The 23,970-nt window shown below is 63.4% G+C and carries 26 protein-coding genes; 17 read left to right on the top strand and 9 right to left on the bottom strand.

The window, feature by feature from the left end; genetic code table 11:
- Positions 1 to 17 precede the first annotated feature (17 nt).
- The gene (locus BLW80_RS20275; RefSeq protein WP_093759370.1) at positions 18 to 542 is read right to left on the bottom strand and encodes a DUF6101 family protein; all 525 of its coding nucleotides are present in this window, start codon (positions 540 to 542) and stop codon (positions 18 to 20) included.
- Positions 543 to 826: 284 nt separating this feature from the next.
- Here BLW80_RS20275 and BLW80_RS20270 point away from each other — a divergent pair, with 284 nt between their 5' ends.
- From BLW80_RS20270 to lpxK, 6 genes are all read left to right on the top strand, one after another.
- The gene (locus tag BLW80_RS20270; protein ID WP_093759997.1) at positions 827 to 2,227 is read left to right on the top strand and encodes a TldD/PmbA family protein; all 1,401 of its coding nucleotides are present in this window, start codon (positions 827 to 829) and stop codon (positions 2,225 to 2,227) included.
- A complete protein-coding gene (locus tag BLW80_RS20265) occupies positions 2,214 to 3,023 on the top strand; it encodes a 3'(2'),5'-bisphosphate nucleotidase CysQ (RefSeq protein WP_093759369.1) in 810 nt (269 codons plus the stop codon). Before BLW80_RS20270 ends, BLW80_RS20265 begins: the two co-directional genes overlap by 14 nt.
- A gap of 61 nt (positions 3,024 to 3,084) precedes the next feature.
- Complete coding sequence (locus BLW80_RS20260; RefSeq protein ID WP_068733639.1) at positions 3,085 to 3,330, top strand: DUF4170 domain-containing protein; 246 nt, start codon at positions 3,085 to 3,087, stop codon at positions 3,328 to 3,330.
- Positions 3,327 to 4,040 (top strand): lysophospholipid acyltransferase family protein, encoded by a 714-nt coding sequence (locus BLW80_RS20255; protein ID WP_089261893.1) that lies wholly within the window; start codon positions 3,327 to 3,329, stop codon positions 4,038 to 4,040. Before BLW80_RS20260 ends, BLW80_RS20255 begins: the two co-directional genes overlap by 4 nt.
- The gene (locus tag BLW80_RS20250) at positions 4,033 to 5,337 is read left to right on the top strand and encodes a 3-deoxy-D-manno-octulosonic acid transferase (protein ID WP_093759995.1); all 1,305 of its coding nucleotides are present in this window, start codon (positions 4,033 to 4,035) and stop codon (positions 5,335 to 5,337) included. Before BLW80_RS20255 ends, BLW80_RS20250 begins: the two co-directional genes overlap by 8 nt.
- A complete protein-coding gene (gene lpxK / locus BLW80_RS20245) occupies positions 5,330 to 6,340 on the top strand; it encodes a tetraacyldisaccharide 4'-kinase (RefSeq protein WP_093759368.1) in 1,011 nt (336 codons plus the stop codon). Before BLW80_RS20250 ends, lpxK begins: the two co-directional genes overlap by 8 nt.
- 118 nt (positions 6,341 to 6,458) lie before the next feature.
- Here the strand turns inward: lpxK and BLW80_RS20240 are convergent, their stop codons facing one another.
- Together BLW80_RS20240 and xseA are read right to left on the bottom strand one after the other, a co-directional pair.
- On the bottom strand, positions 6,459 to 6,686 hold the full coding sequence (locus tag BLW80_RS20240) for a DUF2093 domain-containing protein (protein ID WP_089261889.1): 228 nt from the start codon (positions 6,684 to 6,686) through the stop codon (positions 6,459 to 6,461).
- Between the two features lie 121 nt (positions 6,687 to 6,807).
- Positions 6,808 to 8,406 (bottom strand): exodeoxyribonuclease VII large subunit, encoded by a 1,599-nt coding sequence (gene xseA / locus BLW80_RS20235; RefSeq protein WP_093759367.1) that lies wholly within the window; start codon positions 8,404 to 8,406, stop codon positions 6,808 to 6,810.
- A 122-nt stretch (positions 8,407 to 8,528) separates the two neighbouring features.
- Between xseA and BLW80_RS20230 the strand changes: the two genes are divergently transcribed.
- The 7 genes from BLW80_RS20230 to BLW80_RS20200 all read left to right on the top strand — a co-directional run bounded on the left by BLW80_RS20230 (position 8,529) and on the right by BLW80_RS20200 (position 13,817).
- A complete protein-coding gene (locus BLW80_RS20230; protein WP_093759366.1) occupies positions 8,529 to 9,515 on the top strand; it encodes an alpha/beta fold hydrolase in 987 nt (328 codons plus the stop codon).
- A 4-nt stretch (positions 9,516 to 9,519) separates the two neighbouring features.
- Entirely contained in the window at positions 9,520 to 10,071 is a 552-nt protein-coding gene (locus tag BLW80_RS20225) for a hypothetical protein (protein WP_244528355.1), read from the top strand.
- 1 nt (position 10,072) lies between these two features.
- Complete coding sequence (locus BLW80_RS20220) at positions 10,073 to 10,375, top strand: winged helix-turn-helix domain-containing protein (protein ID WP_093759365.1); 303 nt, start codon at positions 10,073 to 10,075, stop codon at positions 10,373 to 10,375.
- Between the two features lie 35 nt (positions 10,376 to 10,410).
- Positions 10,411 to 10,914: a DUF6622 family protein gene (locus BLW80_RS20215; RefSeq protein ID WP_093759364.1), complete on the top strand. Its 504-nt coding sequence runs from the start codon at positions 10,411 to 10,413 to the stop codon at positions 10,912 to 10,914.
- Positions 10,915 to 11,017: 103 nt separating this feature from the next.
- Positions 11,018 to 12,301, top strand: a complete 1,284-nt coding sequence (gene purD, locus BLW80_RS20210) for a phosphoribosylamine--glycine ligase (RefSeq protein ID WP_093759363.1) — start codon at positions 11,018 to 11,020, stop codon at positions 12,299 to 12,301.
- Between the two features lie 38 nt (positions 12,302 to 12,339).
- Complete coding sequence (locus BLW80_RS20205; protein WP_244528353.1) at positions 12,340 to 13,410, top strand: CBS domain-containing anti-phage protein; 1,071 nt, start codon at positions 12,340 to 12,342, stop codon at positions 13,408 to 13,410.
- 152 nt (positions 13,411 to 13,562) lie between these two features.
- Positions 13,563 to 13,817: a DUF6894 family protein gene (locus BLW80_RS20200; protein WP_093759362.1), complete on the top strand. Its 255-nt coding sequence runs from the start codon at positions 13,563 to 13,565 to the stop codon at positions 13,815 to 13,817.
- Here the strand turns inward: BLW80_RS20200 and BLW80_RS20195 are convergent.
- Positions 13,788 to 14,234, bottom strand: coding sequence for a nucleoside deaminase (locus BLW80_RS20195; RefSeq protein ID WP_170849744.1), 447 nt, complete (start codon positions 14,232 to 14,234; stop codon positions 13,788 to 13,790). The genes BLW80_RS20200 and BLW80_RS20195 overlap by 30 nt on opposite strands.
- Before the next feature lie 160 nt (positions 14,235 to 14,394).
- On the opposite strand from BLW80_RS20195, the gene BLW80_RS20190 reads away from it, so the two are divergent.
- From BLW80_RS20190 to BLW80_RS20180, 3 genes are all read left to right on the top strand, one after another.
- The gene (locus BLW80_RS20190) at positions 14,395 to 16,743 is read left to right on the top strand and encodes a pseudouridine synthase (RefSeq protein WP_093759360.1); all 2,349 of its coding nucleotides are present in this window, start codon (positions 14,395 to 14,397) and stop codon (positions 16,741 to 16,743) included.
- 197 nt (positions 16,744 to 16,940) lie between these two features.
- Positions 16,941 to 17,495, top strand: a complete 555-nt coding sequence (gene rsmD, locus BLW80_RS20185; protein WP_093759359.1) for a 16S rRNA (guanine(966)-N(2))-methyltransferase RsmD — start codon at positions 16,941 to 16,943, stop codon at positions 17,493 to 17,495.
- Positions 17,496 to 17,518: 23 nt separating this feature from the next.
- Positions 17,519 to 17,908, top strand: a complete 390-nt coding sequence (locus BLW80_RS20180; RefSeq protein WP_089261869.1) for a VOC family protein — start codon at positions 17,519 to 17,521, stop codon at positions 17,906 to 17,908.
- Positions 17,909 to 18,019: 111 nt separating this feature from the next.
- On the opposite strand, the gene mutL is transcribed toward BLW80_RS20180, so the two are convergent.
- The 3 genes from mutL to arfB form a co-directional block, all read right to left on the bottom strand.
- Positions 18,020 to 19,840, bottom strand: coding sequence for a DNA mismatch repair endonuclease MutL (gene mutL, locus BLW80_RS20175; protein WP_093759358.1), 1,821 nt, complete (start codon positions 19,838 to 19,840; stop codon positions 18,020 to 18,022).
- 170 nt (positions 19,841 to 20,010) lie between these two features.
- Complete coding sequence (locus BLW80_RS20170; protein ID WP_093759357.1) at positions 20,011 to 20,406, bottom strand: VOC family protein; 396 nt, start codon at positions 20,404 to 20,406, stop codon at positions 20,011 to 20,013.
- A gap of 47 nt (positions 20,407 to 20,453) precedes the next feature.
- Positions 20,454 to 20,870 (bottom strand): alternative ribosome rescue aminoacyl-tRNA hydrolase ArfB, encoded by a 417-nt coding sequence (arfB, locus tag BLW80_RS20165; RefSeq protein ID WP_093759989.1) that lies wholly within the window; start codon positions 20,868 to 20,870, stop codon positions 20,454 to 20,456.
- 155 nt (positions 20,871 to 21,025) lie between these two features.
- Here arfB and BLW80_RS20160 point away from each other — a divergent pair, with 155 nt between their 5' ends.
- On the top strand, positions 21,026 to 21,709 hold the full coding sequence (locus tag BLW80_RS20160; protein WP_093759356.1) for an ROK family protein: 684 nt from the start codon (positions 21,026 to 21,028) through the stop codon (positions 21,707 to 21,709).
- Here BLW80_RS20160 and BLW80_RS20155 read toward each other — a convergent pair.
- Positions 21,706 to 22,608: a ketopantoate reductase family protein gene (locus BLW80_RS20155; RefSeq protein ID WP_093759355.1), complete on the bottom strand. Its 903-nt coding sequence runs from the start codon at positions 22,606 to 22,608 to the stop codon at positions 21,706 to 21,708. The genes BLW80_RS20160 and BLW80_RS20155 overlap by 4 nt on opposite strands.
- 9 nt (positions 22,609 to 22,617) lie before the next feature.
- On the bottom strand, positions 22,618 to 23,952 hold the full coding sequence (locus BLW80_RS20150) for a M16 family metallopeptidase (protein ID WP_502688625.1): 1,335 nt from the start codon (positions 23,950 to 23,952) through the stop codon (positions 22,618 to 22,620).
- Positions 23,953 to 23,970 lie beyond the last annotated feature (18 nt).

Here is a 23,970-nt window from a genome sequence, read left to right as displayed (position 1 = left end):
TCAGGTCCCATCGCGATCTAGTCTCGTGCGATGATTTCGCGCTCATCCTTGTAGACACCGGCTTCGCCGAGCAAAGCGCCCGGACGACGACGCACAAGAAATTTCGGGCGACGTTCGCGAATCGCATTGCGGCGACGGCGGCGCTGCGACGGTTCGTAAGTCTTCTCTTCCGGCAATTGCGGAAGCGCGAAGATCTCGCTCCACATCTGCCAGGCCATGTCGATTTCTTCGCGATCCGAACTGACCAGCAATGGAATCGACAGTGAAGGATCGCGATGCGCGAGCATCAGCATCTTGCCGTCGTCGAGACCGCGCAAGGTGACGCCGAGAAAATCGCTGACGCGCACATTGATCGCCATACGCATGCCGCCGACGGCACGATGCAGGACGACGCGGGTGCGATGCAGTTCGATATGGCGGATCGCTCCGTCGGCGCGGGTATCATGCGCCTCGAAACGAACCGGAAGTGAATGGGGATCGAGCCGCAATGCGCTGCCCGATCCCGGGGCATGGGCCCCACCTGTCGCTGTTTGATGCCTCACGGCTTTTTATCTCCCCGCCGGAATTATGTTCCCGGTCGATGGGGAGACCTTGCCAGAGCCGGTTCGGAATCGGCTTAAAAAGGCTGGTTAATCGAATCCGACTGCCCTTCATGATTGACAGAAGCTTGGCAGGCATGATTGACGAACCGTTGCGAGAGCCCTGAAATTCTTTCCTTTTCGGCGCGGCAAATGCTTGAAGTCCCTGCGAAATAAGCACATCTCTAACAGCGGCCATCGCCGCTTCGGACCTGTTGAAATCGTCTCTCAATGTTGGGATTTTGTTCGTGAACTCTTCACCAAACGCGTCGTCGTCTGTCTCCACGAAATCCGACAATTCCGATCTGCTCGATCAGTCCGTACTCTCCACGCTGGCGCAGCGTCTCGTCGAGGCTGCCAGGAAGGCCGGTGCGGATGCCGCGGATGCGGTCGCGGTGCGCGGCGTGTCGCATGGCGTCGAAGTGCGTGATGGGAAGGTCGAAGCCTCCGAGCGTTCGGAAGGCGACGATATGGGATTGCGCGTGTTCGTCGGTCGCCGTCAGGCGGTGATCTCCACCAATGACATGTCCGGCGATAATGTCGCGCAACTGGCCGAACGTGCTGTCGCGATGGCGCGCGTCGCACCTGATGATCAATATGTCGGCCTTGCCGACCCAGTGCTGCTTGCGCGCGACTTTGCCAATCTCGATCTGCTCGATCCCGTCGTGCCATCGGTCACAGAGCTCGAACGCCGCGCAGTGGAAGCCGAAGCGGCGGCGCTCGCGGTGAAGGGCGTGACCAAGTCCGGCGGCGCATCGGCCTCGACCGGCATCGGCGGCATGGTGCTCGTCACCTCGACCGGTTTCCACGGCTCCTATCTGCGATCGAGCCAGGGCGTGTCCATGACCGCGATCGTCGGCGACGGCACCAAGATGGAGCGCGACTACGCCTTCACCTCGGCGCTGCATGCATCCGATCTGGACTCGCCGGCCAGCGTCGGCAAGCTCGCGGGCGAGCGCACGGTGGCGCGGGCCAATCCGCGCAAGGTGCCGACCTGCAAGGTGCCGGTGGTGTACGACCCGCGCGTCTCGAACTCGCTGGTCGGTCATGTCATCGGTGCCGCCAATGGCGCGTCCGTCGCGCGCAAGACGACCTTCCTCAAGGACAGTCTCGGCAAGCAGCTGTTCAGCAGCAATATCCGCATCATCGATGATCCCCTGCGCGTGCGCGGCCTGCGTTCGCAGTCCTTCGATGCCGAAGGTGTCGCGACGAAGCAGCAGGCCATCATCGACGGCGGCGTGCTCACCACCTGGCTGTTGGATTGCGCGACCGCGCGCGAACTCGGCATGACCACGACCGGCCACGCGCATCGCGGCGTGTCGTCGTCACCATCGCCCGGCGCGTATAACCTGCATATGGAAGCGGGCGACGTGAGCCCCGGAGACCTGATCGCCGATATCAAGGAAGGCTTTTACGTCACCGATCTGATCGGCTCGGGCGTCAATGGCGTGACCGGCGACTACAGCCGCGGCGCCGGCGGATTCTGGATCGAGAACGGCAAGCTGACCTACGCCGTCAGCGAGATCACCATCGCCGGTCATCTGTTCGAGATCTTCAAGTCGATGACGCCTGCGAACGACCTCACTTTCAAATACGGCGTCAACGCGCCGACCGTGCGCGTCGAGGGACTGACGATTGCCGGACGCTGATCTCGACACAGACAAACGGCTCGCGCACGATGTTGCCCTGATGGCGGACACGGTGCGGGCGGCCGGCGAGCTCGGCCTCGCAATGTTCGGTACGGAACTCAAGAAATGGACCAAGGGCGAATCCTCTCCCGTCTCCGAAGCGGATATCGCCGTCAACGATCTGATCGAGAAGCGGCTTCGTGCCGCGACGCCCGATTACGGCTGGCTCTCGGAGGAGAGCGCCGATGATGAATCCCGTCTCGGCAAGCGCCTGACCTGGATCATCGATCCGATCGACGGCACCCGCAGCTATCTCGCCGGTCGCGAGGATTGGTGTGTCTGTGTCGCGCTGGTCGAGGATGCCCGCCCGGTGATGGCTGCGGTATTTGCGCCATCCACAGATGAATTTTTCCTGGCCATCCACGGGCAAGGCACCACCTGCAACGGCGTTCCGGTTCGGGCCACGACCGGTTCCGCAATGGACTTTTCGCGCGTGGCGGGGCCGAAGCCTCTGGTCGAGCGGATGGTCCATCCCCGGCAGGACATTACCCTCTATCCGCGAATCGGCTCGCTGGCGCTGCGATTGTGCTGGATCGCCAATGGCCGGCTGGATGCGGCCTTTGCCGGGGGGCAGAGCCGGGACTGGGATCTGGCCGCCGCAGATTTGATCGTGCACGAAGCGAATGGTAGGATGACCGAGCTTTCGGGCGATCCCATCCTCTATAATCGCCGGGAAATCACGCACGGGTTGCTGGTGGCAGCGGGGGCCGATCGCCATGCTTACATCGTCGAGCAATTCCAGAACCGCCGGGTTTAACCGGCTGCACCACTATCTTTGACGTATCGGATCGCAGCCGGTCGCTGCAGGAACAGGATTCATGTCGGACACACCACAGCAACTGCTTCATCTGGTCATCGGGGGCGAGCTGACCAACCTGAAAGAGACGACGTTCAAGGATCTCAGCCAGGTTGAAGTCGTCGGCGTCTATCCGAATTACGCGACGGCATTTGTCGCCTGGAAGGCCAAGGCGCAGCAGACCGTCGACAACGCCCACATGCGCTACTTCATCGTCCATCTCCATCGGCTGCTCGATCCGGGTCAAGACGCGAAGCCGACCGCTTGAAACGACTGCTCCGAAACACGCTGCGCAGCAGCTGGGTTCAGCGCGCCGCGGGGTTTCTCGCGGCCGAATTTTTGCGTCTGGTCTGGAAGACCAACACCTTCACCTTCGATCCCGTCGATGTCTATGACATCGTCGAACCGCAGATGCCGGTCATCCTGGCGTTCTGGCATGGCCAGCACTTCATGACGCCGTTCATCCGGCAGAAGGACTATCGCGGCGCGGTGCTGATCTCGAAGCATCGCGATGGTGAGTTCAATGCGCTGGCTGCCGAGCGCCTTGGGATCGCCACCGTTCGCGGCTCCGGCGATCATGGCGGCGCGTTTCACCGCAAGGGCGGCGTCGGTGCGTTCAAGGAAATGGTGCGGGTGCTGGAGCGCGGTATCAATATGGCGCTGACCGCCGACGTGCCGAAGCGTTCGCGTGTCGCCGGCATGGGCATCATCATGCTGGCGCGTGAAAGCGGCCGGCCGATCATGCCGTTTGCCATGGCCACCAGCCGCTACGTCCAGCTCAACAACTGGGACCGTACCACGATCAATCTGCCTTTCGGTCGCGGCGTGCTGGTCGGCGGTGAACCGCTGAGCGTTCCTGCCGATGCCGACGCTGCCACGATGGAGGCGCTGCGCCTGCAGCTCGAAGCCACGCTGAACGAGGCGACGCAGCGTGCCTATGACGCGGTAGGTCGGCCGGAAGGTGCGCGTCGTGCCTAACGCGCTGCCGATCACGCTGCGCGCCTATCGCAGATTGTCGGCGGCGCTGACGCCGCTTGCGCCCGTCCTGATCAGGCAACGGTTGAAGAACAACAAGGAAGATCCCGCGCGCCTCGACGAGCGTCGCGGCATCTCGCAGATCGAGCGCCCCGCCGGGCCGCTGGTCTGGATTCACGGCGCCAGCGTCGGCGAGGTGCTGGCGGCGGCAGCGCTGATCGAGCGGCTGCGCGCACTGGGCATGCGTATCCTCTTGACCTCCGGCACGGTGACCTCGGCCGAGATCATCGCCAAGCGCTTCCCGATCGATATCATCCATCAATACATACCCTATGATTCACCGCGCTTCGTGGCGCGCTTCCTCGATCACTGGAAGCCGAGTCTGGCACTGTTTATCGAGAGCGATCTGTGGCCGAACCTGATCATCTCCGCCGCTAAGCGCCGTCTGCCGATGGTGCTGATCAATGCGCGCATGTCGCAGCGCTCGTTCCCGCGCTGGCAGAAATTTTCGGCGACCATCGGCGCCTTGCTCGGCCGCTTCGAGATTTGCCTGGCGCAGTCCGAAACCGACGCCGAGCGCTTCAGCGCATTGGGGTCGCGCAGCGTCGTCGTCACGGGCAATCTGAAGCTCGACGTGCAGGCGCCGCCCGGTGACGCCGTGAAGCTGGACAAGCTCATGGCGGTGACGCGCGGTCGCCCCATCATCGTCGCATCCTCGACGCATCCCGGCGAAGAAGAAATCATCCTCGAGACTCACAAAACACTTACCAGCTTCTTCCCGAAATTGCTGACGGTCATCGTGCCGCGCCACGCCCATCGCGGCGCCGATATTGCGCAGATGATTACGGTGGCAGGTGCGCAGGCTGCCTTGCGCTCGCGCGAGGAATTGCCCCATGCAGGCACTGACATCTATGTCGCCGACACCATGGGCGAGCTCGGCCTGTTCTATCGCCTGTCACCGGTGGTGTTCATCGGCGGCTCGCTGGTGCCGCATGGTGGGCAGAACCCGATCGAAGCCGTGAAGCTCGGTGCGTCCGTGGTGCATGGTCCGCACGTCTTCAATTTCACCGACGTCTATGAGGCGCTGGATGGCGCCGGCGGTGCAAAGCTTGCCGACTCCTCCGAGCAATTGGTGAAACAGCTCGGCCAGATGCTCGGCAACGAGGCGGCGCGCGATGCCGCGATCGAGGCTGGGCAGCGCGTGGTCGAACGGCTTGGCGGCGCACTCGACCGCACGCTGCATGCGCTGGAGCCTTATCTGATGCAGCTCCGGCTCGAAGCGGGAGCGCAGGATGCGTGAGCCGGCGTTCTGGCGGCCGCCATCGACATGGTTGTCGCGTCTGCTGATGCCGCTTGGCGCCATCTATGGCGAAGTCGCAGGCAGCCGCATGGCCCGCAAGGGCGTCGATGTCGGCATTCCCGTGCTTTGCGTCGGCAATTATCACGTTGGCGGTGCCGGAAAGACGCCGACCACGTTAGCATTGGTACAAGTGCTGCGCGATCTCGGCGAGACGCCGGTGGTGCTCAGCCGCGGCTATGGCGGCAGATTGCGCGGCCCGGTGAAAGTCGATCCTTCGCGGCATCAGGCGGCAGATGTTGGCGACGAACCGCTGATGATGGCACGGCAGATGCCGGTGGTGATCTCCGGGGATCGCGTCGCAGGCGCCGCGCTGGCGCGCTCGACCGGCGCCAGCGTGATCGTGATGGATGACGGCTTTCAGAATCCGGCTATAGCCAAGGATGCGTCGTTCATTGTGATCGACAGCAATCGCGGTCTCGGCAATGGCCGTGTGCTGCCCGCGGGACCTTTGCGCGCGCCGCTCGATCTGCAGATCGCACGCACGGATGCGCTCGTCGTGATTGGCGATGGTGTTGCAGCGACGGGCGTGGCGGCGCTGGTCGCGGGCCGGGGCGGTCCGGTGTTGACGGCGCGCCTTGTGCCGGATGAGGCGTCAGTGGCTGCCCTGCGCGGCAGGCGCGTGCTGGCCTTTGCGGGAATCGGCGATCCCCAGCGCTTCTTCCGGACGTTGCGTCATGCAGGTGTGGACGTGGCTGTGGAGAAAGCCTTTGCCGATCACCACCCCTATACGTCTGGGGAGATCGACGCGCTGACCCTGCAAGCGAAGCGTGATGGGCTAGTGCTGGTGACGACAGAGAAGGACATCGTCAAGCTCAGCAGCATGCCGGCCGCGGCGGAGATCGTACCATTCACCGTCACGCTGGCCTTCGAAGACAAGGCGGCACTGCAGGCTTTCGTGGTCGAGAAGCTCAATCGGGCAAGAGTGAAGACACTCGGAAGGTAGGATGAGTAGAGCCAACGGGTCGCGCGAAGCGCGCCCGATGATAAACTCCGCGAAACCCATCACCTTTCGTGCGGGGAGATGATGGGTTTCGCGAAGACGCGCTACCCATCCTACGGCCTTACTTCTGACCCTTCACGGCGTCCGGATAATGCCGCGCCAGCACCGCGTTCGGCACCGCATAGGCTTCCTGCCGATCGACGCTCCAGTATTTCAGCTCATCCAGCGGAATGCGCTCGCCTGTGATGGCGCAAGTTACATAGGTGCCGGGCGACACCACGCGGAAATCGCCGTCGAGATATTGCAACTGGGCTTCGCCGTGGCCCGAGGGGCCAAATTTGTTCAGCACGGCTTGTCTCCTGGATCGTCACTAAGTCGTCTTGCCGGATCGCTCACCGGCCCTGAATGTCGTCATCTCGTAGCATAAATAGGGCCGCAGCGTCGCCCAATAAAGGCGGCCTGCGAAACCTCTAGAACAGGCTGCCCTGATCGATTTTCGGCGCCTTTTTCGGCACGGCCGGCGACGCAGGCTTTGCTTCACGCACAGCGGCCGGGCGGTCGCCATCGGCGGTCACGCCGACGCGGCCATCGGCGAATTCGATGCTCAGGCGCGCGCCCGCTCCGATGTTGGCGGCGGCATGCAGCGCGGCGCCTTGCTCGTCGCGCACCAGCGCAAAGCCGCGGGCCAGCACGCTGCGATAGGAGAGGGCACCGAGCAACTGGCTCGACGCCTGTACGCGCGCCTGCTGGCGTTGCACCAGTGTCGTCAACGCACGGCGCGCGCGTTCGGCAAGGCGCAGAGCGCGCTCCCGATCGCGCGTGATGGCATTGCGCTGCGCCTGCGCATTGGCGAGCTTGGAGGCCTTCAATCGTGCTTCAAGGCCAGTGAAGCGATCGCGGCGCTGCCGAAGCAGTGCACGCGCGGAGAGGCTCAAGCGTTCATCCGATACCGTCAGTCGCTGCGTGGCGTGGGCGATCTGTGCGTGCAGCACGCGCAGCGTGAGACCCGAGCTCGCCTGAGCGAAGCGGCGATGATGCGCATGCGTATTAGCCTTCAACGCACGCGGCAGCGATGCGGTTGCGCCGTCGAGGCGCTGGCGCGGAATGGCGAGCAATTCGCTGAGATCCGGCAGGGCACGCGCCGCGGCGCGTAGTTCGTTGCGGCGGGATTCCTGCCCGCGCTGCCAGCACAGCATCATGCGGCGCTCGAAGCCGGATATCTCCACCATCAGTTCGGCGCGCACGGGCACCGCCATTTCGGCGGCGGCTGTCGGTGTCGGCGCACGCTTGTCGGCGGCGAAATCGATCAGCGTGATATCGGTCTCGTGGCCCACGGCAGAGATCAGCGGGATCATGCTCTCGGCGGCGGCACGCACCACGATTTCTTCGTTGAACGACCACAGGTCTTCCAGCGAGCCGCCGCCGCGCGCGACGATCAACAGATCCGGCCGTGGAATGGCGCCGCCTTCCGGCAGCGCATTGAAGCCATGGATCGCGGCCGCGACCTGCTCGGCCGAACCTTCGCCCTGAACCTTGACGGGCCAGACCAGCACGCGGCGCGGGAAGCGGTCTTCCAGCCGGTGCAGGATGTCGCGGATGACAGCGCCGGTCGGCGACGTCACCACGCCGATCACCTCCGGCAGCCATGGCAGCAGCTGCTTGCGCGCTTCGTCGAACAGGCCTTCCGCGCCGAGCTTTCGCTTGCGCTCTTCCATCAGCGCCATCAGCGCGCCGACGCCGGCGGGTTCGATGGCCTCGATGACGATCTGGTATTTCGACGAGCCTGGATAGGTGGTCAGCTTGCCGGTGGCGATGACTTCGAGGCCTTCCTGCGGCTTGAAGCGCATTCGGCCATGGACGCCCTTCCAGATCACCGCCTCGATCTTGGCGCTCTCGTCCTTCAGCGAGAAATAGCAGTGGCCCGACGAATGCGGCCCGCGAAAGCCGGAGATCTCGCCGCGCACCCGCACGTTCCCGTAAGTGTCTTCCACCGTCCGTTTCAGGGCTGAGGACAGCTCGGAGACGGTGAATTCGGGGGAATTGGTGAGGGGGGCAGCGGCTTTGGGCATCGAATCTCGGCTTTCAGGATCGTCGCAAAGTAGGGATGTCGGTCGCAAAACGCCAATCGGATATTGATTTACAGATAACTCTGTTATACAGAGTAATCTGTATTCAGAGAATGGCGGGTATTATGGCGTCGATATTGACCTTCGCGGTCCGTGGCATCGTTTGGCTCCTTGCTGCGGTGGGTCTGGCGGCCCTGGTGCTGGCCGGCATGATTGCGGTGCCGGTTTCCCGGCCCAAGGCACTGGCCTCCATTGCGGACACGGCGCGCAGTGCGTATCGCGGGGATGTGCCGCCACTGCAGTATTTCCAGGCGAGAGACGGCTCGAATCTGGCCTACCGGCGCTACACGCCATCCGGACCATCCGTGAACCGTGCCGCACTGCTCATTCATGGTTCGTCGGGATCGAGCATCGCGGTGCACGCTCTCGCGAAAGCGCTTGCCGCGCGGGGCGTCGAAAGCATCGCTCCCGACATGCGCGGCCATGGTGCGTCGGGGACCCGCGGCGATATCGCCTATCTCGGTCAGCTCGACGATGATCTCGCAGATCTCGTCGGCCATGTGCGCGGGCAGGGGCTGGCGTCGCCACTGACGCTCGCCGGGCATTCGTCGGGCGGCGGGTTTGCGCTGCGCGTAGCAGGGTCCGTCAATCAGGGGCTTTTCGCACGCACCGTTCTGCTGTCCCCCTATCTCGGCCTGAAGTCGCCCTCCACACGCGAGAACGCAGGCGGATGGGCCAGTCCGAATGTGCCGCGCATCATCGCGCTCAGCCTACTGCAATCGTTCGGCGTGACATGCTGTTCGCAGCTCCCGGTGGTTGCCTTTGCCGTGCAACCGGGGTCGACACGCATTCTGACGTCCGAATATTCGTTTCGGCTGCTGCAGAATTTCGGCACGCATCGCGACTACCGCCTGGATCTCGATCCGGCGAACGGGCCCATATCGGTCATCGCCGGGCGCAATGACGAGCTGATGTTCGCCGACAAATATCGCGAGGCGATGCAGTCGAAAGCCAATATCGACGTGCGCGTCCTCGACGACGCAAATCACATGGACGTCGTCAGCACGGCAAGTTTCATCGCCGTCGTCGCCGACGATCTCGCAACGAGGTGACACCGTGATCAACAGCCAGGAAGCCAGCGCTGCGTTGATGGAGATCGAGAGCCTCAGTCGGCTGGTCCGGCAGTCGGTGTTCTATCGGCACGCCAGCACGATGCTCATTCTATGGGGCGTTGCGACTTTTATCGGTTATCTGCTCTCGTTCTTTGCGCCTGCTGCGGCTCCCGTCATCTGGTCGGTCGTCATTCTCGCGGGTGTTATCTGCGCGATCATCATCGGGGCCCTCAACAAGAAGCGCGAAGGCGTCAGTACCTTCGATGCCCGTGCAACGGCAGCGTTTATCGCGTTCGTGGCTTTCGGCTGTCTGTGGAGCATCGTTTTCGGGAACATGGCGCCGCGGCAGATCGGCGCGTTCTGGACGACCTACTTCATGTTGCCTTACGTGATGACAGGGTTCTGGTTCGGCCGCGTCTTTGTCGTGATCGGCATGAGCGTGATCGCGCTGACGCTGCTCGGTTACTTCTTCGCCGGACCGTGGTTCACGCTCTGGATGGCTGTCGTCAATGGTGGCGGCCTGTTGCTCGGTGGCCTCTGGATGCGGCGCAGCTGACATGGCCGAACTCGACGACATCATCCATCAGCCTCTGCGGCTCAAGATCATGGCAGCGCTGAACGCTCTGCATCCGACACAGGGGCTGGATTTCCCGCGATTGAAGAAACTGACCGGCGCCACCGATGGCAATCTCGGCGCCCATATCGAGACACTGGCGAAAGCCGGTTATGTCAGCGTCGAAAAGGCCTTTGTCGGCAAGAAGCCGCAGACGACGGTGACGGCCACCGCGACCGGGCGTGCCGCTTTCGCGCGGCACGTCGCCACCTTGCGTGAGATCATCGCGGCTGCGGAAGGCAAGTAGAGCAAAGCAGGTAACGTAGAGCTCGGGAGATTGTCATGGACATCGCGTGGCGCATTCTGACCAACACGCCGATCTGGGTGTTCGCGTTGCTGGCGCTGCTGATCTGGCTCGGAAGTCTGTCGCTCCGGCCGCGCAAGACGCCGTTGCGCCGTTTGCTGATCGTTCCGATGGTGTTTCTCCTGATGGGGCTCTCGCGGCTGATCTTTGCCGGCGGCCAATTGCATCTGATCGGGGCGTGGCTGGCCGCGGCCATCGTGATGGCGGCCGTCGCTCTGTGGGTCGGTCCCGGCGAGATGACCGTCGATCGACAGGACGGCACCATTCTGCGTCCCGGGAGCTGGCTGCCGCTGATCCGCAACCTGTCGGTCTTTCTCCTGCAATATGCCGTGGCGGTCGCAACCGCGATGAAGCTGGGTTCGGGTGCTGCCGTCCCGCTGATCGGTCAACTGGTGTCGGGGGCGTGCGCCGGCTATTTCCTTGGCTGGACGGTGGGTTTGATCCGCCGCTATCGCGCGGAAACAAGTGTCGCCGTCGCTTGACGGGTTGGCCGCCTGGCCGGTTGATTACTCAGACCACTGATTGCTGTCCCGACGCGCCGTGCTAAACGGTGGGCGTGTTTGATTGCAATTGGTCTGGCTCGTTATGAACATTCTCCTCCTCGGTTCCGGTGGTCGCGAACACGCGCTGGCGTGGAAACTCGCCGCGTCCCCGTTGCTGACCAAACTCTGGTGCGCGCCAGGTAATGCCGGCATCGCCCGGGAGGCCGAATGCGTGGCGGTGGATATCACCGACCATGCGGCCGTGATTGATTTCTGCAAGGTGAACAAGGTCGATTTCGTCGTGGTCGGCCCGGATGCCCCGATAGCGGCGGGCATCGTCGACGATCTTGCTGCCGTCGGCATCAAGGCATTCGGACCCAGTAAAGCCGCCGGCCAACTGGAAAGCTCGAAGAGCTTCACCAAGGAACTATGCCGGGCCAATAACATCCCGACTGCGGCCTATGGCCATTTCCATGATGCAGAGTCTGCCAAGGCCTATATCCGGGCCCAGGGCGCACCGATCGTGGTCAAGGCCGATGGCCTTGCCGCTGGCAAGGGCGTTGTGGTGGCGATGTCTGAAGCCGAGGCGCTGGACGCGGTCGACATGATGTTCGATGGCGGCTTCGGCGAGGCCGGTGCGGAAGTCGTGATCGAGGAGTTCATGCAGGGCGAGGAAGCCTCGTTCTTCGCGCTGTGCGATGGCGAGCACGCGTTGGCGCTGGCAACTGCGCAGGACCACAAGCGCGCCTTCGACGGCGACAAAGGCCCGAACACAGGTGGCATGGGCGCCTATTCGCCGGCGCCTGTCATGACTGAGGCGCTCTGCGCGCAGGTAATGGACGAGATGATCATGCCGACCCTGCGCGCGCTCAGCGCCATGGGGACGCCCTATAAGGGCGTGATCTATGCCGGCGTCATGGTGACCGAGCAGGGGCCGAAACTCGTCGAATACAATGCCCGGTTCGGCGATCCGGAGTGCCAGGTGCTGATGGTCCGTATGATGTCGGATCTGCTGCCGGCGCTGATTGCCTGCTGTGACGGGCAGCTCAAGAATTTCGATCTGCGCTGGTTCCCGGATCCGGCGCTGACGGTGGTGATGGCCACGAAGGGCTATCCCGGCGACTACGACAAGGGCACGCGCATCGCCGGCTTGGACCGGGCCGAGAAGATCGAGGGTGTCGAGATTTTCCATGCGGGCACTAAGGCATCCGGCGACTGGATTCTCGCCAATGGTGGCCGCGTCCTCAACGTGACGGCGTCCGCCAAGACCGTCGCTGAGGCCCAGCGCCGTGCCTATGAAGCCATCGGCCTGATCAACTGGCCCGAAGGTTTCTGCCGCCGCGATATCGGCTGGCAGGCGGTGGCGCGGGAGCGCAAAGGACGGTAGCTTGCCACTTTAAGGCGTAGTTCCTTGGGAGGGGTGCCGTGGCGCGTATTGATGATGAGCTCAGCCAAATAGGGGCCAAGCTAAGGAACCGCGAAGACGTATCTTCAGTAACCACGCGAACGTTTCTGGCCTGGGCTGGCGCGCAGCGACGTAGCTATTGGAATGTTTTCTACATTCGGCAGGCTCTGAAGAGAGCTGCCTTGCGGACCGAACCCGATTTCCAATCGGCTTATATCGACTCCGATATCCGATTTGTTTTGGATGAAGATAAGAAGTTAGAAGATGAGCAAGGCGGAGTTACAGTAACCGTTCCGGCGGCAATCGCCGTGGCTGAAGTGAATGGTCCAGTTATATCCGCGATCCCGGCGGATCCGACCTATCGAATAAGTAAGCTTGAAGCAGCTAATAAACCTTTAGTTAGTATTTCTCCGGATGCCACCGTTCAACAAGCGGTGACGATGATGATGACTAATGATTACTCGCAGCTCCCAGTAATGACAGGGCCGCGCGATGTGAAAGGTATAGTCAATTGGAGCTCCATCGGGGCGCGAATGATCCTCGGAAAATGCGGCGACCATGTCCGTGACGTGATGGAGGTACATCAAGAAATTCGCGCTGATGCTTCTATGTTTCAAGCGATTTCGATAGTTGGTCAGTTTGGATATGTGCTGGTTCGCAATGCGCAAAATGTTGTCACAGGCATAGTGACTGCAAGTGACCTAAACTTGCAGTTCCAACAATTGGCCGAACCGTTTTTGCTATTAGGAGAAATTGAAAACCACATAAGAGCAATTCTCGATGGGAAATTCTCCCCCTTAGAACTTGAGACTATGAGGGACCCTTCGGATGAAAATCGAAAGGTCGAGGCCGTCTCGGACCTCACTTTTGGGGAGTATCTTCGGATACTTGAGAGCCAAGAGCATTGGTCGAAGGTTGATATACCGCTCGACCGGAAAACGTTTTGTGAGAAGCTGGATCGGGTTCGAAATATTCGTAACGACGTCATGCATTTTGACCCGGATGGTGTTCCTGCGGCTGATCTCAACCACTTGCGAGGTATCGCGCATTTTTTGCAACAGTTGCAGGTCATTAATTCCTATCGCAAGTAGCAAGTAGACTGCCTTCGATCTTGTTTGAAAATCAGCCGCGATATCGGCTGGCAGGCGGTGGCGCGGGAGCGCAAGGGCAAATAACGGTATTCAGGGGTTCCTCTGGGGGAACCGAAGGTTGTATGGCGCGTTGATGGGGCTGTGAGGTACCCATGACGCACTATTATTTCGACCTCAAGAACGGCACGACGCAGCGCGACCACGCTGGTCGAGAACTGCGCAGTGACGCCGAAGCGATTGCACAGGCTTATGTGATCGCTGACGAAGTCAGCGCACGGCCGGTGACGCATCAGGATCATGAGCGCCATGTCTGCGTCATTCACGAAGACGGGCACGAAGTAACCCGTGTTCCCGTCGATATAGCTGCCAGCAAAGCCTCAGCGCCGCGCTTTAAAAAACTCTCGTAACAGCGTGGCGGACTGGGTTTCGCCCACGGACGGATAGACTTCCGGCGCGTGGTGGCAGGTCGGCGAAGCGAAGAAGCGCACGCCGGAATCGACCCCGCCGCCCTTGGGATCGGCTGCGCCGTAATACAGCCGCCGGATCCGGGCGAAGGAGATTGCGCCCGCGCACATGGTGCAGGGCTCCAGGGTCACATACAGGTCGCACTCGACCAGCCGCTCGCTGCCGAGCCTGGCGGCGGCCTCCCGGATCGCCAGGACTTCGGCATGGGCGGTCGGGTCGCGGTCCCGGAGGGTGCGGTTGCCGGCTGTGGCGATCACCTCGTTATTCCCGACGATGACGCAGCCGATGGGGACTTCACCGGCATTTCCGGCGCTTTCGGCCGCTTTCAGCGCCAGATCCATGAAAGAAGGTGCGGTCAACGGCTCGTTTCCTGCGCAAAACTCTGCTACGGAGTTGCATTCAGCAAAAGTGGATACTGGTTTTGCGTGAGAATGCGCCCCAATGAGCGCGCATTTTCGGCCCGCGAACCCTGTCCGCACCGCTCAACCCAATTCAGCTTCCGCTGCAGTGAGACCCTTCATGCCCCGCGACAACGACAAAAACAACGGCCCCTCGCGCGGCCGGCCACCCGGTGGCAAAGGCGGAGCCGGCAAGGGCCGCTCCGGCGCCGCACGTGGACCCGACAAGAAATTCGCCAAGCGCGATGGCACATACACCCCGAAGCCGCCCGGTGCTGGCGGCGGTGAGAAGCGATCTTTCGGTGGCAAGCCTTCTGGCGGCAAATCTTTTGGCGCCAAGTCTTTTGGATCGAAGCCCTACGCCGGCAAACGCGATGACGACCGCGCGCCGCGCCGCGACTATGGCGATGCGCCGCGTCCGGCTCGCTTCAACCGCGACGACCGTCCCGCGCGCAGCGGCGGTGGTGATCGCCCCGATCGCGGTCCGCGCAAGGATTTCGGTGACCGCGAGAAGCGGCCCTATGCACCGCGCGCCGGTGGCGGCGACAAACGTCCCTACAGCCCGCGCGGAGAGGCACCGCGCGGCGACCGTCCGAATTTCAACAGGGATGACCGCGCCCCGCGTGGCGACCGCGGCGATGCGCGTCCGGCCGGACGTTTCTCCGACAAGAAGTTCGGTGACAAGAAGCCATATGCATCGCGTGATGGTGGTGGCGAGAAGCGCCCCTATACGCCGCGTGGCGAAGGTTTCCGCGGTGGCGATGGTGACCGTCCGCGTCCGCGCTTCGATCGGCCGCAAGGCGATCGCAACGATCGGCCACAGCGTGATCGCAACGAGCGCCCGCAGGGCGACCGCCCCTACAGCCCGCGCCCGTCGCGTGATGGCGATCGACCGTTCAGTCCGCGCCCCTCACGCGACGGCGATCGTCCGCGTGGCGACCGGCCCTTCAGCGCCGAGAAGAAATTTGGCGGCGACAAGAAGTTCTCGCGTGGCGCGCCGGATCGTGGCGGTCCGCGCAAGAGCTTCAGCGATCGTGGAGATCGCGGTGATCGTGGTGGGCGTGATTTCGAGCGTGGCCCTGATCGCAGCGAGCAGAAGCCTTGGCAGAAGCGCGAAGGCGGGTCGGATGATCGCGGCAGCCGCAGCGCGCGTCCGCCGCGCGATGGCGCGCGCAATTTCGACCGGCCGAAATTCGACAGGCCGAAATTCGAGCGTCCGCGCGATGATCGCCCCGAGCGCAGCGACAGCGAGCGTCCGCGTTTCTCGCGTCCGCGTGAGGACCGTCCAAGCTTCGATCGTCCGCGCGAGCCGCGTGGCCGCACCGACTGGCAGGAGCATGGTCGCAGCGAGGCTCGCGACGGTGATGAGCGTCCGCGTCGTGAAAACGAGGACGACAGCAGGATCTTTGCGAAGCGTCCCGCCTTCGGTGGTCGCGGTGAATATCGCGAGCGCGATCCCGAGCAGCGCCGCCCGGCGCGCGTCCCCGCGGCCAAGAAGGCCGGCGAGCGTATCGCCAAGGTCGTGTCGCGCGCGGGCCTGTGCTCGCGCCGCGATGCCGAGGAATGGGTCACGCAGGGCCGCGTCGCCGTCAATGGCCGCGTCATCAACTCGCCGGCGCTCGATGTCTCGACCAACGATGTCATCACGGTCGATGGCAAGCCGTTGCCGGCGCCGGAGCGCACGCGCTTGTTCCTGTATCACAAGCCGCGCGGTCTGATGACGACCCATGCCGATCCCGAGGGACGGCCGACGGTGTTCGATCATCTGCCCGAAGGCCTGCCGCGTCTGATCTCCATCGGCCGGCTCGATTTCAACACCGAAGGCCTGCTGCTGCTGACCAATGACGGCGGCCTCGCGCGCACGCTGGAATTGCCGGAGACCGGCTGGCTGCGGCGCTACCGCGTGCGTGCGCATGGCGAAGTCACGCAGGCGCAGCTCAACGAGCTCAAGAACGGCGTCGAGGTCGATGGCGTCAAATATGGCTCGATCGATGCGACGCTGGAGCGCGACAAGAGCGCCAATGTCTGGATCGTGTTCGCGATCCGCGAAGGCAAGAACCGCGAAGTACGTAACGTGCTGGCGCATCTTGGCCTCGAGGTGAACCGCCTGATCCGCATTTCCTACGGTCCGTTCCAGCTTGGCGAGATCGAAGAAGGCCAGGTCGACGAGGTGAAGACCCGCGTGCTGCGCGAGCAGCTTGGTGAGAAGATCGCGGATGCCTCCGGCGCCGATTTCGGCCGGCAGTTGCCGAGCAAGGGCGATGTGTCGCTCGACCCGGTGATCGTCAAGAAGCCGGTTCTGAAGCGCTCGACGGTGGAAGACCGCAAGGGCCGTCGCATTCTGGTGCAGCGCGCCGGCTCGGAAGAGTCGCGTGCCCGCAATGAGGACGCGGCCACATTCGGCGGCCCGCCGAAGAAGCCGAAGCGCGGCTATCACGGCAAGCGCGATCTGAAGCCGCGGGACGCGTAAGAGAAGTCAAAGAGAAATACGATGTACATCGCGACGGCAGTTGTGCTCCCTCCCCCCTTGCGGGGGAGGGTCGGGGAGGGGGGTCCACGAGCGAAGGCCTTACCGTGGGGCACCCCCACCCCCGACCCCTCCCCGCAAGGGGGAGGGGAGTTCACAGCGCCCGCGGCAGCGGCGCAGTATTCATTGCGAGGCATCTGATGCGTGTCGTCGGTGGCCGGCTGAAGGGCCGCAACATCGCGTCGCCCACGACGCAGGCGATCCGTCCCACGGCGGATCGACTGCGCGAGGCACTGTTCAACATCCTGATCCACGCTTACGAAAGTCCGATCGCGGACGCGCGCGTGCTCGATCTGTTTGCCGGCACCGGTGCGCTCGGCATCGAGGCCGTATCGCGCGGCGCCAAGTTCACGCTGTTCGTCGATAACGGGTCCGAGGCGCGTGCGCTGTTGCGCAACAATGTCGAGGCGCTCGGCCTCGGCGGCGTCACCAAAGTGTATCGCCGGGATGCGGCCGATCTCGGCCCCGCCCATCCGGTCGAGCCGTTCTCGCTGGTGTTCCTCGATCCACCCTATCGCATGAAGCTTGCCGAAAAGGCGCTGGCCTCGCTGCGCGATGGTGGCTGGCTGACGCCGGGCGCTTTGCTGGTGGTGGAAGAGGCGAAGGATGCGGCTTTCGCGGCGCCCGAAGGGTTCGAAGAACTCGAGCGCCGCGCCTATGACGATACCGAGTTTACGTTTCTGCGATTTTTGTAAAAAGACTTCAAAAGGAGCCGCCGATGTCTGCGATCGAATACACCTGGGATCATGTCCATATCCGCACGCCGGACACCGAAGCGACCGCGCAGTGGTTTGCCGATATGCTCGGCGCCGAGATCCTGCGTGCCCCTGGCCGCATCGATATCAGGCTTGGCGGCGGCATGATCTTCCTCGCCCCCGTGACGCCGGAGATGGGCGTCAACCCGCCGCCGGTCACGCCCTATCAGGGCCTCGATCATTTCGGCCTGAAGGTGAAGGACATCGATGCCGTGGCCGCTTCGCTGAAGGCCAAGGGCGTCGAGTTCACCAAGGAGCCCCATACGCTGAAGCCCGGCCTGCGCATCTGCTTCATCCGCGCGCCGCAGGGCGTGTCGATCGAGCTTTTGGAACGCGATCCGAAATATACGTGAGTCGAGCACCAGCCCGTCCACGTCATTGCGAGGAGCGAAGCGACGCGGCAATCCAGTCTTCGCTTGCGGCTCTGGATTGCTTCGCTGCGCTCGCAATGACGGCTGAGGGGTCTATCGTCGCCCGAACAGCTTCTCGATATCGCTGAGCTTCAGCTCGACATAAGTCGGCCGGCCGTGGTTGCACTGGCCGGAATTCGGCGTGTCTTCCATTTCGCGCAGCAGGGCGTTCATTTCCTCGGGCCGCAGGCGGCGGCCTGAGCGCACTGAGCCGTGGCAGGCCATGGTCGCGGCCACATGCAGCAGGCGGCGCTCCAGCGGCAGCGCTTCGTCCCATTCGGCCATGTGTTCGGCGAGATCGCGCAGCAGCGATGCGGCATTGGTCTTGCCCAGCAATGAAGGCGTTTCGCGGACGGCGATGGCGCCGGGGCCGAAACTGTCGATGGCGAGACCATAGCTCGCGAGTTCTTCGGCGCGGTCGAATAGTTTCTCCACGATGGCCTCGTCGAGTTCGACAATCTCGGGGATCAGCAGGATCTGCCGCTGCACGCCATTGGCGGCCAGCGACGCTTTCAGCCGCTCATAGACGATACGTTCATGTGCGGCGTGCTGATCGACCACGATCATGCCGTCGCGGGTCTGCGCGATGATGTAGTTCTCATGCACCTGCGCACGCGCCGCACCGAGCGGCCGGTCGACCAGATCGGTCTGCGGCGTCTCTTCGAAACGCACATCGGCCGTGGGCGTGCCGACATCGAAAGCCGCCTGGCTGCGTTCGGCAAACGCCGCCGAACCATCGAAGCCCGGCGTTGGATTGACCGGATAGGCCGGCGAGCGCTGCCAGTCCCAGTTCGCATTTGCGCGCGGCGCGAAATTGGGTGCGAAGTTGGGGCGGAACGAGTCCAGCACGGCGCCGTCGCTATTGGCCGCGGTGCGGCGTCCTTCGCGAGCCAGGCCTTCTTTCAAAGCATGCACGATCAGCCCGCGCACCAGCCCGGCATTGCGGAAACGCACCTCGGTCTTGGCCGGATGCACATTGGCATCGACCTCCTGCGGATCGAGCGTGACGAACAGCGCGACGATCGGATGGCGGTCGCGGGGCAGATAATCGGAATAGGCCGCGCGCACCGCGCCGATGATCAGCTTGTCGCGCACCGGACGGCCATTGACGAACAGATACTGTCCAAGCGCATTGGCGCGGGTCAGCGATGGCGCCGCGGCAAAACCTTCAACCACCACGCCTTCGCGCTCGCTGCGCACTTCGATGGCGCTGAGACGAAACTCGGGTCCGAGAATATCGCCGAGCCGCGTCAACTGTCCGGCCGGACCGGGCAGGGCCGCCGCCCATGTCACCGGCGCGCGTTCCTCGCCGGCCATGGTGAAGGCGATGTCCGGCCGCGCCATCGCAAGGCGGCGCACCACTTCGCGGATCGCTTCGGCCTCGGTGCGGTCGGTCTTGAGAAATTTCAGCCGGGCAGGCGTCGCGTAGAACAGATCGCTGACCTCGACGCGGGTGCCCTGCGACAGCGCCGCGGGTGCGATCGGCGATTTCTCGCCGCCATCGACGGTACGCGACCAGGCATGCGGTTCCGACGCGTGGCGCGTGGTGATGCTCAGCCGCGCGACAGACCCGATGGAGGGCAGCGCCTCGCCGCGAAAGCCAAGCGTGCGGATCTGCAGCAGGTCCTCGTCATCGAGCTTCGAGGTGGCGTGACGGTCCACTGCGAGGGTGAGATCGCCATGGGTCATGCCGCCACCGTCATCGGTGATGGCGATCTTCCGCCGCCCGCCGCCATCGGTGAAGATCTCGACCCGGCTCGCGCCGGCATCGATGGCATTCTCCACAAGTTCCTTCACCACGCTGGCCGGCCGCTCCACCACCTCGCCGGCGGCGATGCGGTTGACGATGGTTTCTGGGAGCTGGCGAACGGGCATGAATCTCGGGGCGTGGTGATGGGTCGGGATTATGTAGGGAACCTGAAGCGCCATTCTATGGCCCCGGGCGTCCGATGTCCCCGCCGTAGCCCGCTTTTCCCCGGTTCTGGCTTTTCGTTTTGACGCGTTTTCCCGACGCGAACCGGTATCCACGTCGCTCGAAAACGCTTTTAGGCGAATCGGCCGCCCTTCTGGATCACCTCGATCTTGTAGCCGTCGGGGTCGGTGGCGAAGAAGAACTGCGCCAGCGTGCGGCCCTCATGCTTGAAATCGCGCAGCGGCCCGGGCGCGAGCTTCTCGCACTCGAAGCGGGCATGTTCCGCCGCCACGTCGTCCACGACAACCGCGAGATGGCCGTAACCGTCGCCCAGCACATAGGGCTCGGTGCGGTCGAAATTCACCGTCAATTCGAGCTCGAAGGGCGAGGAGGGATGGCGCAGATAGATCAACGCAAAGTCGGGAAATGCGATGCGCTCGGCAATCTCGAGGCCAAAGGCGCGCTTGTAGAAGTCCAATGACCGCGCTTCGTCGAGCACGCGGATCATCGAATGAACGGGTTTGGCCATCGGGAAATTCCTTGAAAAAGTGGTCTGGCTTGTTGTGTGGGCGCCGCTCAGTCGTCGAAGCGGCCGCCGCGGCCGGCCTTGACGTCGCTGCGGCGCTTCTTGCCGTCGAGGCGGCGCATTTTCGAGCCGAGCGTTGGCTTGGTGGCCCGCCGCGGCGCCTGCCGGAAGGCGGCTTCCTGCATCAGCTCCACCAGCCGCTCGATGGCGTCGGCCTTGTTGCGCTCCTGGGTCCGGAAGCGCTGGGCGTGGATCACGATCACGCCGTCCTTGGTCATGCGCTGGCCAGCGAGGGTCCGCAGCCGGATCGCGGTATCCTCGGGCAGCGTCAGCTTGCGGCTGTCGAAGCGCAATTGCGCGGCGGTGGAAACCTTGTTGACGTTCTGCCCGCCGGGTCCGGACGCGCGGACGAAGACGATATCGATATCGTCTTCGTCGATGGCGATGGAGCGGGTGATCCGGAGCAGCATTCTGTCTCCGTAGCACAGGATACCGCGTTTTGCTTGGTGCACCCGTGCGCTTGATCGCAGATCGCAAAGATATGCCCGGGACATAGCGGCAATGCTGGAACTGGCGCCCTGCCGAGGCTTATCGTTGCACCATCAGTCAATCCGGACGTCTCATGACCAAGACCCCCCGCAATATTCTCACCATCGATATCGGCGGTACCCATGTGAAGGTGATGACCAGCCGTGAAGGGATCAAACGCGAATTCGAATCCGGTCCGGACCTGTCCGCGAAGGAAATGGTGCGCAAGGTCAAGGCGCTGACCAAAGACTGGCGCTATGACGTCGTCTCAGCCGGCTATCCCGGCCCGGTGGCCGGCAATCGTCCGCTCAAGGAGCCACACAATCTCGGCACGGGCTGGAAGGGTTTCGATTTCGAACGGGCATTCCGCAAGCCCACGAAGCTTGTGAACGACGCCATGATGCAAGCGGTCGGCAGCTATGATGGCGGCCGGATGCTGTTTCTCGGCCTCGGCACCGGACTGGGTGCGGCCATGATCATCGATGGTCTGTCCGAGCCGATGGAGCTCGGTCATCTGCCCTATCGTCACAAGACATTCGAGGATTATGTCGGCGCAGCCGGCCTGAAGCGGCTGGGCAAGAAGAAGTGGCGGCAGCGCGTGGCTGATGTCGTTGCTGATCTGACGGCTGCGCTGGAGCCCGACTATACGGTGCTCGGCGGTGGCAATGTGGAGATGCTCGACAAACTCCCGCACAAGATCCGGCGCGGCGACAACGCGAATGCGTTCAAAGGCGGCTTCCGGCTCTGGGATCCACCGAAGCCAGTGAAGCGCCGCTAGGCGCGCCGCGATCCACTGCGTTCGACCAGCTTCACCATGACCTGCAGCGCATGGTTGGTCGGCGTCGGAATGCTGTGCTCGGCGCCTTTCCGGACAATGAAGCCGTTGAGGAAGTCGATCTCCGACGGCTTGCCACGCGCGAGATCCTGCGACGTCGAGGATTGTTGAAGCGGCATGCTGGCCGCGAGGGCGAGCGTCTTGTCCAGGAGGTCGGCGGGAAGCGATACGCCGCAGGCGCGCGCCACCGCCAGGCACTCGGTAACGGCATCGGTCACGATGTCAGGCACGCCCTCGACCTTGAACATCTCGCCATAGGCAATCCCGGCCACCGCCGATAATGCATTATAGGCGCAATTGTTGATGAGCTTCGACCACTGCACCGCGTCGATGTCGCCGGCGACGGTGGTCGGCACGCTGGCGTCGGACAGCAGCTTCGCCAGCGTGTCGCTCTCGGACGAGGCGCCGATGATGAGTTCGCCGCGGCCATTGTGCTTCACATGACCGGCCCCCGGCATCTCGGCGGCCACATAGACGGCTGCAGCGATCACCGGCTGGCTGAGGATGGCGCGCAGGCGCTCGGGATTGTCGACGCCGTTCTGCAGGCTCAGCACGATGGAGTTGGGCTTGAGCACAGGCTTCAGCGCTGTTGCCGAGCTGTCCGTATCGCCGGACTTCACGGCGAACAGAACGAGATCCGGCGGCGCGAGATCGGTGATCTGCGTCACCGCCTTCGCCGGAATGAAACCGTCGAACTCGGCACTCTCGAACCGAAGGCCGTGCGCATTGATGGCATCGACATGGATCTGGCGTCCGACCAATGTCACGTCATGGCCGGCGCGCAGCAGCTTGGCGCCGTAGTAGCAGCCAACCGCGCCGGCACCGATCACCGCGATCCGCACGGCGGCGCCTCAGTTGGCCTTCGGTGCCGGGGCTACCGGCGCTGCGGCCGCCTGCGGCGCGCGGCCGACGACGACGGTCAGCAGGCCATCTGCCCACAGCTTCTTCGCTGCCGCCTTGGCCTGGTCCAGCGTCACGGCATCGACCACGGCATTGCGCTTCTCGATGTAATCAATCGGCAGTCTGTCGAGCTGGTATTGCAGCAGTGCGCCGGCCAGTTTCGACGAGGTGTCGAGCGCCAGCATCTGCGAACCCTTGAGATAGGATTTGGCCTCATCCAGCTCGCGCTGGGTCGGACCCTGCTCGGCCATGCGTTTGACTTCGCTGGTCACGGTATCGACCGTCTCGGTGGCGCGATCGGCGCGAGTCGCGGTGCTGCCGATATAGATGCCGGAATGCTGCATCCACAGCAGCGAACCACTGACGGAATAGACCAGGCCGCGCTTCTCGCGCACTTCGTGATACAGCCGCGACGACAGCGTGCCGCCGCCGAGGATGTGATTGACGATATAGGCGGCCATGAAGTTCGGATCGTCGCGTTTGACGCCGGGGCTGCCGAAGGTGATGACCGTCTGCGGCACGTCCAGCGTCACGGATTCCTTCTGCGGCGGCTTAGCCGCTGTGACTTCCGGGATCGGCGTCAGTGTCGCCTTGGCGGGCAGGCCACCGAAGGTCTTGTCCAGCAATGTCGCGAGCGTGTCGGGGTCGACGTCGCCGACCACGGCAATCTTCAGCGTGTCCTTCGCGACGATGCGTTGCTTGTAGGCCCTGATGTCATCGACATTGATGGTCGGCACGTCGGTCAGGCTGCCGTTGGACGGCCGGCTATAGGGATGGTCGCCGAATGCCACCTGCAGAAACTTGCGCGTCGCCAGCGAATTCGGGTTCGATGTTTCGCGGCGCAGGCCGGACAGGATCTGCGCGCGGATGCGCTCGACATCGGGGGCATCGAAGCGTGGCGACGTCAAAGCAAGGCGGGCGAGGTCGAACGCCTCGTCACGATGCTCTTTCAGCATGCGCAGCGAGCCACGCAGGTAATCGCGCTGGGCGTTGAAGTTGAGCTCGATGGCGCGGCGTTCCATGCGATCGCGGAAGGTCGTGGAATCGAGATCGCCCGCGCCTTCGTCCATCAGGCTGGCCACCATGTTCGCAGTGCCGGATTTATCCTTCGGATCCTGTGCCGCACCGCCACCGAACGCATATTCCATGGCGATCAGGGGAACGGTTGCATCCTGCACGAACCAGGCTTCGATGCCGCCCGGCGTCACAAGCCGCTGCACCTTGGCGGCGGCGAAAGATGGCGTCACCGTCAGGGTGACGAGTGAGAAGGCGGTGGCGACGGCAATGCCGAGGCGGCCGGCGTT

This window comes from Tardiphaga sp. OK245 (assembly GCF_900108575.1).
Taxonomy (GTDB): domain Bacteria; phylum Pseudomonadota; class Alphaproteobacteria; order Rhizobiales; family Xanthobacteraceae; genus Tardiphaga; species Tardiphaga robiniae.
The sequence above is the reverse complement of the archived record's forward strand: the minus strand, read 5'-3'. Positions and strand labels throughout refer to the sequence as shown.

Excerpts from the sequence above, each read along its gene's own strand:
- BLW80_RS20260 (WP_068733639.1), top strand. The coding sequence starts at position 3,085 with ATGTCGGACACACCACAGCAACTGCTTCATCTGGTCATCGGGGGCGAG.
- lpxK (WP_093759368.1), top strand. The coding sequence starts at position 5,330 with ATGCGTGAGCCGGCGTTCTGGCGGCCGCCATCGACATGGTTGTCGCGT.
- xseA (WP_093759367.1), bottom strand. The coding sequence starts at position 8,406 with ATGCCCAAAGCCGCTGCCCCCCTCACCAATTCCCCCGAATTCACCGTC.
- BLW80_RS20230 (WP_093759366.1), top strand. The coding sequence starts at position 8,529 with ATGGCGTCGATATTGACCTTCGCGGTCCGTGGCATCGTTTGGCTCCTT.
- BLW80_RS20220 (WP_093759365.1), top strand. The coding sequence starts at position 10,073 with ATGGCCGAACTCGACGACATCATCCATCAGCCTCTGCGGCTCAAGATC.
- BLW80_RS20215 (WP_093759364.1), top strand. The coding sequence starts at position 10,411 with ATGGACATCGCGTGGCGCATTCTGACCAACACGCCGATCTGGGTGTTC.
- purD (WP_093759363.1), top strand. The coding sequence starts at position 11,018 with ATGAACATTCTCCTCCTCGGTTCCGGTGGTCGCGAACACGCGCTGGCG.
- BLW80_RS20200 (WP_093759362.1), top strand. The coding sequence starts at position 13,563 with ATGACGCACTATTATTTCGACCTCAAGAACGGCACGACGCAGCGCGAC.
- BLW80_RS20190 (WP_093759360.1), top strand. The coding sequence starts at position 14,395 with ATGCCCCGCGACAACGACAAAAACAACGGCCCCTCGCGCGGCCGGCCA.
- rsmD (WP_093759359.1), top strand. The coding sequence starts at position 16,941 with ATGCGTGTCGTCGGTGGCCGGCTGAAGGGCCGCAACATCGCGTCGCCC.
- BLW80_RS20180 (WP_089261869.1), top strand. The coding sequence starts at position 17,519 with ATGTCTGCGATCGAATACACCTGGGATCATGTCCATATCCGCACGCCG.
- mutL (WP_093759358.1), bottom strand. The coding sequence starts at position 19,840 with ATGCCCGTTCGCCAGCTCCCAGAAACCATCGTCAACCGCATCGCCGCC.
- BLW80_RS20170 (WP_093759357.1), bottom strand. The coding sequence starts at position 20,406 with ATGGCCAAACCCGTTCATTCGATGATCCGCGTGCTCGACGAAGCGCGG.
- BLW80_RS20160 (WP_093759356.1), top strand. The coding sequence starts at position 21,026 with ATGACCAAGACCCCCCGCAATATTCTCACCATCGATATCGGCGGTACC.